The following is a 12871-nucleotide window of genomic DNA, read 5'->3' as shown; positions in this document are numbered from 1 at the left end:
GTGAACGTGCGGAGGGTTGCGAACCATGCCTAACCTTGATCGTCGTGCCGTGCTCGGTCTTTCCCTGGCCGGAGCGGCCCTTGCCCTCGGAGGCTGCAAGCCCCGCACGACGACGGCGAGCGCGCCCGTCACGCCGATTGCGCCGGCGACGCCCGTCACCGCCTACGCGCCGACCGGCACCTACGGGCCGGTCTCCGACAAGTTCCCCATCGGGGCGGTCGACACCTCGAAGATCAACCCGATCTATCTGCGCCGCGAGGTGCCCTATTCGACGCCGCACGCGCCGGGCACCGTCGTCATCGATCCGCGCGAGCACTTCCTCTACTACGTGCAGCCCGGCGGCACCGCGATGCGCTACGGCGTCGGCGTCGGCAAGGAAGGCTTCGGCTGGTCCGGCTCCGCCACGATCAACTCCAAGCAGGAATGGCCGGACTGGTATCCGCCGAAGGAGATGATCGCGCGCCGCCCCGACATCAAGCCGCAGCTCTCCCAGTTGCAGAGCGGCCTCGGCGTCGCCGGCGGGCCGTCGAACCCGCTCGGCGCGCGGGCGATGTATCTGTGGCAGAACGGCAAGGACACGCTCTACCGCATCCACGGCACGCTGGAGCCCTATTCGATCGGCACCAACGTCTCCTCCGGCTGCATCCGCATGATCAATCAGGACGCCATCGACCTGTACAATCGCGTTCCGGTCGGCGCCAAGGTGGTCGTCCTCGGCGGCTCCTCCGCCGGCGCGTGAGGAAATGCCGCTGACCTCGCGTCACTAAACGGTTGCCGCCCGCTGGTTGCAGTGCAAACCTGAACCCGGCGGGAGGCACCAGCGATGAGCGGCCGAATCATCACCATTGCCCAGCAGAAGGGCGGATCGGGCAAGACGACGCTCGCCGCCCATCTTGCCATTGCCCTTGCGCTCGACGGCGCCCGCGTCGCGTTGCTGGACTGCGACCCGCAGGGAAGCCTCGGCGAATGGTTCGAGGCGCGCGAGCAGACGCTCGGCGAGGACCGGACCGGCCTTTCCTTCCGCACGGCCTCCGGCTGGGGCGCGCGCCGCGAAGCGCGCAGCCTGGCGCGCGACTACGGCTTCGTCGTCATCGACACGCCGCCGAAATCCGATGTCGAATCCCGCCCGGCCATCGAGGCCGCCAGCCTTGTCGCCGTGCCGGTGCAGCCTACGCCGATCGATCTGTGGGCGACGCAGCCGACGCTCGACATGATCGCCAAGGAAGGCACGCCCTCCCTGCTCGTCATCAATCGCGCCCAGTCCCGCGCCGCGCTCACGCAGGAGATCGGCGAGGCGATTCTCGCCCTTGGTCATCCCGCCGCCGAGACACGTCTCGGTAACAGGGTAGCGTTCGCCGCCAGCATGGGCGACGGGCTGACGGTGATGGAAACCGCTCCCGGCTCGAAAGGGGCGCAGGAAATCGCGGCCCTCGCCGCCGAATTGCGGCGACATCTGGGCGACTGACCCGCCGTGCCGGCCGGCACGGCTGCCGGGCCGGATCGCCGCAGATCGTTTGCATGAAAAGCTTTAGCCGACTCACGTATTTTTGAGCCCTTTATTGGGTAGGAATTAGATCGCGTACGATCAAGTCTCGCTCACCGACATGTTATTGCAACCATGCAAATACGTGGATGCAAATCAACATCGTGCAATGCACCAATGCCGGACATAGCTTCCGTTTCACCAAATGGCGGGCCGCCTCCGACGGTCGCCCCCTCGAAAGAAAAGGAAACGGAACAATGAACAAGCTCATTCTCGCCGCCGCTACTGTCGCCACGCTGGGCCTCACCGTCGCTGCCCATGCCGAGTCGCGTGATCCGGCCGAACGTGCCGCCTACAACGAGACCATCCGCACCTCGGCCCAGCACGCCGTTCCCGGCGCGGCCCTCGTGGAAGGCCGCAACGCCGCCGTGGCGGCGCCGACCACCGGCGTTGAGCCCTACATCCAGCAGCAGATCGAGCAGAACAGCCGCAGCACCCGCTGAGGTTACGCTGTCGGCCGAGCCGACGCTGGATACGACATAGCGGCGCCTGCCCCCCGGGCGCTGCTGACGAGAGGCGCGGATGGCGACATCCGCGCCTTTTTGCTTTTTCCCGGCATATTCGGCCGTTGCCGGGATGTTTCCGGCAACGATACGGCAACACCGCACCACAAGCGGAACCCAAGTACCGCCTCAAGGTTGACGCTAGGGGCCCGCCACGGCAATCAGAGGGCTGCCTTTCTTTGGCAAGCTAATATTCACTGCCGTGGCGGTAGGTTCGCGGCTTCATCGGGATACCGGCTGCGGCGGTACCCCTGTGGTCGGAACCGTCGGTCGGGGGGAATTTGTTGGCGAGCCAGAAAAAAACGTGGCTCCTGTGCCTGTGGCCCATGCGGCGCCCGCTCGCGACACTGGTCGCGGTGGCGTCTTTCGCCGTGCCTGCCGTCCCGGCCTCCGCCCAGATCTTCGGCGGCGACCAGGACGCTTCCAGCCAGGAATCCAACTCCGGCCTGTTCGGCCCGCTGGTCAATCTGTTCAGCCCCCGCCCGATGGGTGATGCCGGCAAGCCGGCCCCCGACGCGACGCCGTACAAGGTGACGATCGAGGTGAAGGGCGGCGACAGCTCGCTGCGTGACGCGGTGACGAGCGCGTCCAATCTCGAATCCCTCAGCCAGCGCCCGCCCTCCGGCGCCGCCGGCCTCGTCCGCCGCGCGCTGGCGGATCGGCGCGACATCAATGCCGCACTCTATTCGGCGGGCTATTACGCCGGCGACATCCGCATCACCCTGGCGGGCAGCCCGCCGGATGCGCCCAATGTCTTCGAGGTCGTGGAAGCCGCCCGCCGGCAGGGGCCGGTGCCGGTCCGCGTCGAGGTGACGCCCGGTCCGCAGTTCCATTTCGGCCGCGTCGCCATTCTCGACGCCGCCACCCATCGCCCGCTGCCCGACGCGCCGACACTGCAGCGGCTGCGCCTCGTGCCCGGCGAACCGGCGCTTGCCACCGCCGTCGTGAACGCGGAAAGCGCTCTCGTGGGTCATTGGCGCCGGGCGGGCCACCCCTTCGCCCGCATCGCCGACAAGCAGGTCACCGCCGACCACGCGACGAAGTCGGTCGATGTCTCCATTTACGTCTCTCCCGGCCCGGTGGCGACCTTCGGCCGCTTCACCGTCTCGGGCGCGGACTTCCTCACGCCGGGCTTCATCGAGGAGCGGATCGAGATCCCGGCGGGAACGCCCTATTCGCCCGAGGTGCTGGATCGTCTGCGGCGCCGGCTGCTGGAATATGAGGCCATCGCCAGCGTGCGCATCCAGGAAGCCGACAAGCTGGACGCCGACGGCAGCCTGCCGATCCATATCGAGGTGTCTGCCCGCAAGCCCCGCTATGTCGGCTTCGGCGCCACCTATTCCTCCACCGAAGGGTCGGCCATCAACGCCTTCTGGGGCCACCGCAACCTGTTCGGCGGCGGCGAGACGCTGCGGCTCGACGCGCAGGTTTCCTGGTTCGGCGAGAAGTCGGAAGCCGTGCCGGACGCCGACCCGTTCGGCTACAAGCTGTCCGCCGCCTTCGTGAAACCCGGCATCTACACGGCACAGGACGACCTCGTGGCGCAGGCGGCCATCCTGCGCGAGGTGACGAACGCCTATGTGCGCGAAGCCGCCACCCTGCTCACCGGCGTGCGCCACCGCTACAGTGATCAGCTCAACCTGCAGGTGAGCCTCGACCTCGAACAGTCGCGCGTCGAGGACACCACCGGCACCCGCGACTACACCATCGTCGGCATCCCCTTCGAGCTGACCTACGACAGCACCGACAACAAGCTCGACCCCTCGCGTGGCATCCGCGCCTCCGGCGTGGTCGAGCCCTTCGCCTATTTCGGCGATGCCGGTGCGGGCCCGGCAATGATCAAGGGTTCCTTCGCCACCTACCACGCCTTCGACGAGGACAAGCGCTTCATCCTCGCCGGCCGCGTCTCCGCCGGCAGCATCTTCGGAACCGACCTCTACGACGTGCCGCCGCAGCGGCGCTTCTATGTCGGCGGCGGCGGCTCGCTGCGCGGCTACGACTACCAGTCCGCCAGCCCGCGCAACGCCGAGGGCGTCATCATCGGCGGCCGGAGCTTCTTCGAGGCTTCGGTGGAGGCGCGCGTGCGCGTCACCGACACGATCGGCATCGTGCCCTTCTTCGACATGGGCTCGGCCTTCGCGTCCGAATGGCCGGACTTCGACGGCATGAAGTACTCGGCCGGTGTCGGCCTGCGTTACTATACGGCGATCGGGCCGCTGCGCCTCGATCTCGCCTTCCCGCTCAACCCGGGACCCGAAGACGGCGACTTCGGCGTCTATGTCAGTCTGGGGCAGGCTTTCTGATGCGACGCGCACTCCGCTATCTCGGCATCCTCGTCCTCGCTCTGGCGGCCCTGCTGCTGGCCGCCTTCGGCGTGCTGCAGACGCCGCCCGGCAAGGCGCTGCTGGCGAGCCTCGGCTCCTCCCTCGCCTCCTCCCCGGACCTCAAGGTCGGCATCAGCGGCATCGGCGGCTTCGTGCCGTTCGACATGAGCGTGGACGCGATCGAGCTGGCCGACGCCAAAGGTCCCTTCGGGCGGGTCGAGCAGGCCCGGCTCGCCTGGCGGCCGCTGGCGCTCCTCGGCGGCCGGCTCGACGTCACCACGCTCTCCGCCGCGCGCGTGGAGGTCGAGCGCCGTCCCGAGCTGCCGCCCTCCGAGGCGGCGGAATCCTCCTCCAGCAGTTCCTCCCTCGCCTTCCCCGTGCGCGTCGAGAGTCTCTCCATCCCCGAGATCGTGCTCGGCGAGCCGGTGGTCGGCCATGCCGCCCGGCTTTCGCTCAACGCCTCCGCCGATCTCACCTCGCTCACGCAGGGCCTGTCCCTCACCTTCGCGCTGGAGCGCCGCGACGCGCCGGGCAGCGTCTCCGGCTCGGTCGCCTATGCCCCGGAAAGCGGCCGGCTCGACCTCGATATCGGCGCGCGCGAACCGGCCGGCGGCCTCATCGCCCGCGCGGCCGGCTTCGACGGGTTGCCCGAGCTCGCCGCCACGCTGAAGGGCGCCGGCCCGCTCGACGCCTGGGACGGCCAGCTCCGCCTCACCGTCGGCGACATCGCCGAGGCGAGCGGCGCCGCCGGCATCCGCGCCATTCCCGCCGGCCACCGCGTCACCTTCGCCATCGATGCCGATGTCGCCCGCGTGCTGCCGGCCAGCATCGCCCCGCTGTTCGAGGGACGCACCGAACTCGCCGGAGCGGCGACGATCGATGCCGGGCGCAACATCGCCATCGAGAAGGCCACCGCGCAGGCGGCCGGCTTCAACGCCGCCGCCAACGGCACGCTCGATGCCGCCGCCAACGCCGATCTCGCCTTCGACCTGACGCTCGGCGAGGCGCGCCGCTTCTCCGCCCTCGCGCCCGGCGCGACCTGGGGCGGCGTGCGCGTCAACGGCACCGCGAAGGGCGCGCTGGGCGCCCCCGCCGTCGAGGCGCGGCTCACCGGCGAGGCGCTCGCCGGCGCCGGCTATGGCGCCTCCACCCTCGCCGCCACGCTGCGCACGACCCCCGCCGCCGACGGCAGCCTCGCCATCACCGCCGCCGGCGACGTGCAGGGGCTGACGGCGAGCGACCCGAAGGTGGCGGGCGCCCTCGGCACCGGCGGCACCTTCGAGGCCAGCGCCGAGGTGCCGGCCGGCGGCGATCCCGCCCTGACCGGCCTCACCATCCGCCTCGCCGCCCTCACCGCGACCTTCTCGGGCCGCGCCGGAACCCGCGCGGCGGACGGCGACCTCGACGTGTCCCGGCTCGACCTCGCCGCGTTCTCCCCGCTGGCCGGCCGCCCCCTCGCCGGGCAGGCGACGCTGGCGGCAAAGATCGCGGCGAGCGACAATTTCAACCGCGCGAGCATCGAGCTGAAGGCCAACGCCCGCGGGATCGCCACCGGCATCGCGCAGGTCGACGCCCTCATCGGCCGCGAGCTCAACGCGGCGGGCGCCCTGGCGCGCGACGGAGCGAATGCCCTGTCCGTCCGCAATCTGAAGGTGGATGCCGAAGGGCTGGCGCTCGTCGTCGACGGCCGTATCGCCACGGATCTCGCCGACCTCACCGCCAATCTCGCGCTCGACGACCTCTCCCGCCTCGACAAGCGCCTCGGCGGCGCGCTTCAGGCCAATGCGGCCTTCTCGGGCACGCTGGAAAAGCTCGGCGTCACCGCCAGGGTTCTGGTGCCGCAGGGTGTCGCCGAGGGGCGCCCCATCCGCGATCTCGCGCTGGACATCGCCGCGAGCGATCTCACCGGCGCGCTCGCCGGCACGCTCAACCTCTCCGGCCAGATCGCCGGCAAGCCGGCCCGCGGCACCACGGCGCTGGCGACCCAGCCGGACGGCGCGCGGCGCGTCTCCGGCCTCGACCTCGCCATCGGCTCGGTGAGCGCGCGCGGCGACGTCTCCGTCTCCCCCGCGGGTCTGGCGGACGGTCAGCTCACCCTCGCCGCCGGCGACCTCGCCGATATCGCCGCCCTCGCTCTCACCGAGATGGCCGGCCGGCTGAACGCCGATATCGGCCTCTCCGTCGCCGATGGCCGGCAGAATGCGAACGTGAAGGCCAATGCCGCCAATCTGCGGGCCTTCGGCCGCTCCGTCGGTTCCGCCACCATCGACGCCACGGTGCGCGATGCGCTGGGCGTACCGCTGCTGAACGGCACGACGGAGCTGCGTGCCGTCGATCTCTCCGGCGTCACCATCGAGACCGCCTCGCTGCGCGCCAACGGCAACGCCTCCGGCACCGACCTCACCCTCGACGCGCTGGCGCAGGGCACCACGCTGCGGGCGAACGGGCGGCTGGAGCCGCTGCAGGGCGGCGCGCGCTTCCGGCTCGACCGCCTCACCGCCGCGCGCGGCGGCGTCAATGCCGCGACGACGGGTCCGGCCACCTTCACCCTCTCCGGCGGCACCGTCACCATCGACCGCTTCGCCCTCGCCGCCAGCGGCGGCACCGCGACCGTCTCCAGCTCGGCCGGGCAGAATCTCGACCTCGCCGTCGATCTGCGCGCCCTGCCGCTGTCGCTGGCGAACCTCGCCTCGCCGGGCCTCAACCTCTCCGGCACGCTGGTCGGCAATGCCCGCCTCCGCGGCAGCGCGGCCGATCCCAGCGGCACCTACGAGCTGCGGGTGACGCGGCTGAGCAACCCGGACATCGCCAGCTCCGGCGCCGGCCCGTTCGACATCACCGCCAACGGCACGCTTGGCGGCGGGCGGGCGCAGATCCGCGCCACCATCGCCGGCCAGCATGTCCAGGGCTTCACCATCACCGGCTCGGCGCCGCTCGGGGCCGGCGAGCTCGATCTCGCCCTGCGCGGCGCGATCAACCTCGCCATCGCTAACCCGATGCTCGCCACCACGGGCGCGCGCGTCACCGGCACCGCCAATGTCGACGCCACCGTGCGCGGCACGGCGGCGGCTCCCCGCGCCGGCGGCACGGTCCGGCTCAGCGGCGGGCGTTTCGACGATGCAGTGAACGGCGTCGCCCTCGACCAGATCGAGGCCGTCATCACCGGCACCGACCGCTCCGTGACCCTCACCACCCTGCGCGCCCGCACCACCAATGGCGGCAGCGTGACGGGGCGCGGCAATGTCGCGCTCGATCCGAACGCCGGCTATCCCGGCCGCATCGACATCGACCTCGCCAATGCGGCGCTGGTGAACAGCGACCTGATGCGCCTCGTCGCCGAAGGGCGCGTCGGCGTGGAAGGCGCCTTCCTCAACGGGCCGCGCCTCACCGGCCGGCTGGTGCTGCGCGCGCTGGACATCAACGTGCCCGACCGCTTCCCCGGCGGCGTGCAGGACCTCAACGTCCGCCATGTGAACGCCGGCAAGCGGAGCACCCGCACCGCCCCGGCCAACCAGCGCGCCACCGCCGAAAACCGCAACGGCATCGCCCTCGACCTCGTCGTCTCCGCGCCGAACAACAACGTCTTCGTGCGCGGCCTCGGCATGGAGGCCCAGCTCGGCGGCGAATTGAAGCTCACCGGCACCAGCCGCGCCCCGGTGACGCAGGGTGCCTTCCAGATGCGGCGCGGCACCTTCGATTTCGGCAGCCGCCGCCTCACCTTCACCCGCGGCGACATCACCTTCACCGGCACCACCGATCCCGAGCTCGACTTCATCGCCGAGACCACCTCCTCGGACATCACCGCCCGCGTGCTGGTCTCCGGCCCGGCATCGCGCCCGACCGTGAGCTTCAGCTCGACGCCGACCCTGCCGCAGGACGAGGTGGTCTCGCGGCTGCTGTTCGGCCGCGATGCGGGTTCGCTCAACTCGGGTCAGGCCATCCAGCTCGCGCAGGTCATCGCGCAGTTCTCCGGCGGCGCCAGCGTGCTGGAGAATGTGCGCCGTTCGCTCGGCGTGGACAGCCTCGAAGTCGGCGCCAATGCCGAGGGCACGGGCGGTCAGGTCGGCGTCGGCCGGCGGCTCAACGACAACATCTATCTCGGCGTGCGCCAGGGCACGACCGCCGGATCGAGCCGCGTGACCGTCGATGTCGACGTCACCAAGAACATTCGACTGCAAGGCGCGACGGGCGCCGACGGCTCGGCCGAGGTCGGCATCGGCGCCCAGTGGGACTACTGACGGGGCATCAGGCCGGCACGGCCGTGCCGACCCCGTAGCGCGCGGCGGGATGGCGGAGGGAGAGCCCCGGCGCCATCCGCACCCGGTCGTCGACCAGCCTCTGCCAGTCGGCGGCATCCGGTAGCGCGGGAATGGTGATCGTCTCGCCGAGATCGAGCCCGGCGAGCGCCGCCTCGACCAGATCCTCCGCCGACATCACCATTTCCGGCGGCAGGGTCGCCTTGTCCATGCCGGCGCGATCGAAGAACTCCGTAGCGGTCAGGCCGGGCAGCACCGCCTGCACCCGCACCGGGCTGTCCTTCAGTTCGCTCTGCAGCGACTGCGTGAGGGCAAGCACATAGGCCTTCGTCGCCGCATAGGCGCCGAGGAAGTTCTCCGGGATCAGCGCGACCACCGAGGCGATGTTGACGAGCGTGCCCCGGCCGCGCGCCGTGAAGGCGTTCACCGCCGCCACGGAAAGGCGCGTGAGCGCGGCGACGTTGAGCTGCACCATCGCGTCCACCTTGTCCGCATCCGCCCCGACGATCTGCCGCTCCACGCCCATGCCGGCATTGTTGACGAGCAGGGTGATGGCCGGGTCCGCCGCGATGCGGGCCGCCACCGCCCCGGTATCGGCCGGATTGCCGAGATCGGCGACGAGAAACTCGGCCTTCCGTCCGGTCTTCGCGGTGATGTCGGCCCCCAGCGCTTCCAGACGTGCGCCGTCGCGCGCGACCAGCAGGACGTCGTAGCCGCGCCGCGCCAGCCGCTGCGCATAGACTTTCCCGATGCCGCTGGAAGCACCGGTGACAAGGGCGGTGCCGGGAGATGAAACGGAGGTCATGAGAAGGCTCCATGGTTGCCGATGGCCGCCCGCACGGACGGCCAATCCTTTTTCATGACGATCATCATTAATATATCCGGCGACCGCCGAACAGCCGGCTTGATCTCCCCGCCCTGCTTTCCGGTAAAATGCGGGCAACGCTGGTGCCCCCGTGATGTCCTCCCCCTCCTGCGCCCTCGTCTGGTTCCGCGACGATCTGCGCCTCGACGACAACCCCGCCCTGAAGGCGGCGCAGGCCAGCGGCCGGCCGCTGGCTCTCGCCTATGTTCTCGACGAGGAAAGCGAGAGGCTGCGCCCGCTCGGCGGCGCGGCGCGCTGGTGGCTGGGGCGCTCGCTGGCGTCCCTGTCCGCCGCCATCGCCGCGAAGGGCGGCCGCTTGATCCTGCGGCGCGGCAGGGCGGGCGACATCGTGCCGACGCTCGTCGAGGAGCTGAACGCCGCCGCCGTCTATTGGAACCGCCGCTACGGCGCCGCCGAGATCGCCGTCGACACCGCTCTCAAGAGCGCCCTGGCCGACCGGGGCGTCGCGGTGGAGAGCTTCGGCGGCAGCCTGCTGCACGAGCCGTGGACGGTACGCACGCAGGCCGGCGATCCCTTCCGGGTCTTCACCCCCTTCTATCGCAGCGCCGGCAGGCAGGCGGTGCGGACGCCTTCGCGTGCGGACGATGCATGGTCCTTCGCCGGTTCCGCCCGGAGCGACCGGCTCGACGACTGGGCTCTGGAGCCGACGGCGCCGGACTGGGCCGCCGGCGTGCGCGCAAGCTGGACACCGGGCGAGCGCGGCGCGCGCGAACGCCTCGCCGCCTTCCTCGACGACGACCTCGCGGGCTACGCGACGCTGCGCGACCGCCCCGACCTCGGGCGCACCTCGCGCCTGTCGCCCCATCTGCGCTTCGGCGAAATCTCGCCGCATCAGGTGCTCGCCGCCGTGCGCCACGCGGCCGACGCAGGCGCGGCATCGCCCGCCGACACGGAGAAGCTCATCAGCGAGCTCTACTGGCGCGAGTTCTCCTACCACCTGCTGTTCCATTTCCCGGACCTCGCCGGCACCAACGTCAATCGCCGCTTCGACGCCTTCGAGTGGCAGGACGATCCGGCGTTGGAGCGGGCGTGGCGCAGGGGGCGGACCGGCTATCCCATCGTGGATGCCGGCATGCGCCAGCTCTGGCAGACCGGCTGGATGCACAACCGCGTGCGCATGCTCGCCGCCTCCTTCCTCATCAAGCACGGGCTGACCGACTGGCGGCGCGGCGAGGCCTGGTTCTGGGACACGCTGGTCGACGCCGATCCGGCGAACAATCCCGCGAGCTGGCAATGGGTCGCCGGCTCGGGAGCCGACGCCGCCCCCTATTTCCGCATCTTCAACCCGGTGACCCAGGGCGAGACCTTCGACCCGGACGGGGCCTATGTCCGCCGCTTCGTCCCGGAACTCGCCGGGTTGCCGGCCGGGGTCATCCACAAACCCTGGACGGCGGCGCCCGAGATGCTGCGCCGCGCCGGCGTGGTGCTCGGCGAGACCTATCCGTTCCCGGTTCTCGAGCACCCCGCCGCCCGCGAGCGCGCCCTCGCCCGCTTCGCGCGCATTCGCGGGGATTGACGCTCAATCCGGTTGCCGAGCCGGTAATGGCCCACTAACTTCGTGGACCTTTCATAAGCGTAGAAGACACAAGCGCCATGGATATCCGCAACGGTCTCGTCGAGGCGGTCGGCAACACGCCACTCATCAAGCTCAAGCGCGCCTCGGAAGCCACCGGCTGCACCATCCTCGGCAAGGCGGAGTTCCTCAATCCCGGACAGTCGGTGAAGGATCGCGCCGCCCTCTTCATCATCCAGGACGCCGTGGCGCGCGGCCAGCTCAAGCCCGGCGGCGTCATCGTCGAGGGCACCGCCGGCAACACCGGCATCGGCCTCGCTCTGGTCGGCAACGCGCTCGGCTTCCGCTCGGTGATCGTGATCCCGGACACGCAGAGCCAGGAAAAGAAGGACATGCTGCGCCTCGCCGGCGCGACCCTCGTCGAGGTCCCGGCGGTCGCCTACGCGAATCCGAACAACTATGTGAAGGTGTCCGGCCGCCTCGCCGAGGCGCTGGCCGCCACCGAGCCGAACGGTGCCGTCTGGGCCAACCAGTTCGACAATGTCGCCAACCGGCAGGCCCATATCGAGACCACGGGCCCGGAGATCTGGGCGCAGACGAACGGCAAGGTCGACGGCTTCGTCGCGGCGGTCGGCACCGGCGGCACGCTGGCCGGCACGGCCATCGCGCTCAAGGCACGCAACCCGGCGATCCGCATCGCGCTCGCCGACCCGTTCGGCGCCTCGCTCTACAGCTACTACACCACGGGCGAGCTGAAGGCCGAGGGCTCCTCGATCACCGAGGGCATCGGGCAGGGCCGCATCACCGCCAATCTGGAAGGCGCGCCCATCGACACCGCCTACCAGATCCCCGACGCCGAGGCGGTGCAGATCGTGTTCGATCTTCTGGAGCACGAGGGCCTGTGCCTCGGCGGCTCCACCGGCATCAACGTCGCCGGCGCCATCCGGCTGGCGAAGGAACTCGGCCCGGGCCACACCATCGTCACCGTGCTGTGCGACTACGGCACGCGCTACCAGTCCAAGCTGTTCAACCCCGACTTCCTGCGCGAGAAGGGCCTGCCCGTGCCGGGCTGGCTGGAACGCAGCGTGGACGTCCCCAACGTATTGGTCTGATGGCAACCATTCTCCTCTTCCGCGACGACGCCTACCAGAAGGAAACCTCCGCCGTGGTGACGGCGCTGACACCGGACGGCGGCATCGCCGTCGACCGCACGGTGTTCTACGCCACCGCCGGCGGCCAGCCGGGCGACCGGGGGACGCTGGTGCGCGCGGACGGCAGCGAGATCGCCATCGAGACCGCCGTCTACGGCCCGTCGAAGGTCGACGTCATCCATGTCGCGGCGCCCGGCTCGCCCCTGCCCGAGCCGGGCGAGGCGGTGTTTCTGCGGCTCGACTGGCCGACGCGCTACAAGCGGATGCGCATGCACACGGCGCTGCACCTGCTTTCCGTCGCCCTGCCCTACCCGGTCACGGGTGGCTCGATCGGCGAGGAGGAAAGCCGGCTCGACTTCGACATCCCCGAAGCCGGCGTCGACAAGGACGAACTGACCGCACGGCTCGCCGAGATGATCGCCACCGGCGCCCGGGTGGGCGAGCGCTGGATCAGCGACGAGGAGCTGCTCGCCAATCCGGGGCTGGTGAAGACCATGGCGGTCAAGCCGCCCATGGGCACCGGCCGGGTGCGCCTCGTCGAGATCGAGGGCCTCGATCTCCAGCCCTGCGGCGGCACCCATGTGCGCAGCCTCGACGAGATCGGCCCCGTGCAGGTGACGAAGATCGAGAAGAAGGGCCAGCAGAACCGCCGCGTGCGCGTCGCCTGGGCCTGACCTGCCGTCCCGGCCCTGCCA

At 70.5% G+C, this 12871-nt stretch carries 9 protein-coding genes; 8 read left to right on the top strand and 1 reads right to left on the bottom strand.

Annotation, left to right across the window (positions count from 1 at the left end):
• Positions 1–25 precede the first annotated feature (25 nt).
• The 5 genes from STARVERO_RS04735 to STARVERO_RS04715 all read left to right on the top strand — a co-directional run bounded on the left by STARVERO_RS04735 (position 26) and on the right by STARVERO_RS04715 (position 8608).
• Entirely contained in the window at positions 26–739 is a 714-nt protein-coding gene (locus STARVERO_RS04735; RefSeq protein WP_144342874.1) for a L,D-transpeptidase, read from the top strand.
• Positions 740–823: 84 nt separating this feature from the next.
• Positions 824–1465: a ParA family partition ATPase gene (gene parA / locus STARVERO_RS04730; RefSeq protein WP_159598077.1), complete on the top strand. Its 642-nt coding sequence runs from the start codon at positions 824–826 to the stop codon at positions 1463–1465.
• 275 nt (positions 1466–1740) lie between these two features.
• Positions 1741–1986 (top strand): hypothetical protein, encoded by a 246-nt coding sequence (locus tag STARVERO_RS04725; protein WP_144342876.1) that lies wholly within the window; start codon positions 1741–1743, stop codon positions 1984–1986.
• Positions 1987–2372: 386 nt separating this feature from the next.
• Positions 2373–4349 carry an autotransporter assembly complex protein TamA gene (locus tag STARVERO_RS04720; RefSeq protein WP_144342877.1) on the top strand — a complete coding sequence of 659 codons (1977 nt, stop codon included), beginning with the start codon at positions 2373–2375 and terminating at the stop codon, positions 4347–4349.
• Positions 4349–8608, top strand: coding sequence for a translocation/assembly module TamB domain-containing protein (locus tag STARVERO_RS04715; RefSeq protein ID WP_200837670.1), 4260 nt, complete (start codon positions 4349–4351; stop codon positions 8606–8608). Before STARVERO_RS04720 ends, STARVERO_RS04715 begins: the two co-directional genes overlap by 1 nt.
• Positions 8609–8615: 7 nt before the next feature.
• Here STARVERO_RS04715 and STARVERO_RS04710 read toward each other — a convergent pair whose 3' ends face one another.
• Complete coding sequence (locus STARVERO_RS04710) at positions 8616–9431, bottom strand: SDR family NAD(P)-dependent oxidoreductase (protein WP_159598076.1); 816 nt, start codon at positions 9429–9431, stop codon at positions 8616–8618.
• Positions 9432–9585: 154 nt separating this feature from the next.
• Between STARVERO_RS04710 and STARVERO_RS04705 the strand changes: the two genes are divergently transcribed.
• From STARVERO_RS04705 to STARVERO_RS04695, 3 genes are all read left to right on the top strand, one after another.
• Positions 9586–11028 carry a cryptochrome/photolyase family protein gene (locus STARVERO_RS04705; RefSeq protein WP_159598075.1) on the top strand — a complete coding sequence of 481 codons (1443 nt, stop codon included), beginning with the start codon at positions 9586–9588 and terminating at the stop codon, positions 11026–11028.
• Between the two features lie 77 nt (positions 11029–11105).
• Positions 11106–12137 (top strand): cysteine synthase A, encoded by a 1032-nt coding sequence (locus STARVERO_RS04700; protein WP_144342880.1) that lies wholly within the window; start codon positions 11106–11108, stop codon positions 12135–12137.
• Positions 12137–12850, top strand: a complete 714-nt coding sequence (locus STARVERO_RS04695; protein WP_159598074.1) for an alanyl-tRNA editing protein — start codon at positions 12137–12139, stop codon at positions 12848–12850. Before STARVERO_RS04700 ends, STARVERO_RS04695 begins: the two co-directional genes overlap by 1 nt.
• Positions 12851–12871: the final 21 nt, after the last annotated feature.

It is taken from the genome of Starkeya nomas (assembly GCF_902703545.1).
Lineage (GTDB): Bacteria > Pseudomonadota > Alphaproteobacteria > Rhizobiales > Xanthobacteraceae > Ancylobacter > Ancylobacter moscoviensis.
Note: the sequence above shows the minus strand (reverse complement) of the source record. Positions and strands in the feature narration are given on the sequence as shown.

Coding starts and splice junctions, on each gene's coding strand:
- STARVERO_RS04735 (WP_144342874.1), top strand. CDS start 26: ATGCCTAACCTTGATCGTCGTGCCGTGCTCGGTCTTTCCCTGGCCGGA.
- parA (WP_159598077.1), top strand. CDS start 824: ATGAGCGGCCGAATCATCACCATTGCCCAGCAGAAGGGCGGATCGGGC.
- STARVERO_RS04725 (WP_144342876.1), top strand. CDS start 1,741: ATGAACAAGCTCATTCTCGCCGCCGCTACTGTCGCCACGCTGGGCCTC.
- STARVERO_RS04720 (WP_144342877.1), top strand. CDS start 2,373: ATGCGGCGCCCGCTCGCGACACTGGTCGCGGTGGCGTCTTTCGCCGTG.
- STARVERO_RS04715 (WP_200837670.1), top strand. CDS start 4,349: ATGCGACGCGCACTCCGCTATCTCGGCATCCTCGTCCTCGCTCTGGCG.
- STARVERO_RS04710 (WP_159598076.1), bottom strand. CDS start 9,431: ATGACCTCCGTTTCATCTCCCGGCACCGCCCTTGTCACCGGTGCTTCC.
- STARVERO_RS04705 (WP_159598075.1), top strand. CDS start 9,586: ATGTCCTCCCCCTCCTGCGCCCTCGTCTGGTTCCGCGACGATCTGCGC.
- STARVERO_RS04700 (WP_144342880.1), top strand. CDS start 11,106: ATGGATATCCGCAACGGTCTCGTCGAGGCGGTCGGCAACACGCCACTC.
- STARVERO_RS04695 (WP_159598074.1), top strand. CDS start 12,137: ATGGCAACCATTCTCCTCTTCCGCGACGACGCCTACCAGAAGGAAACC.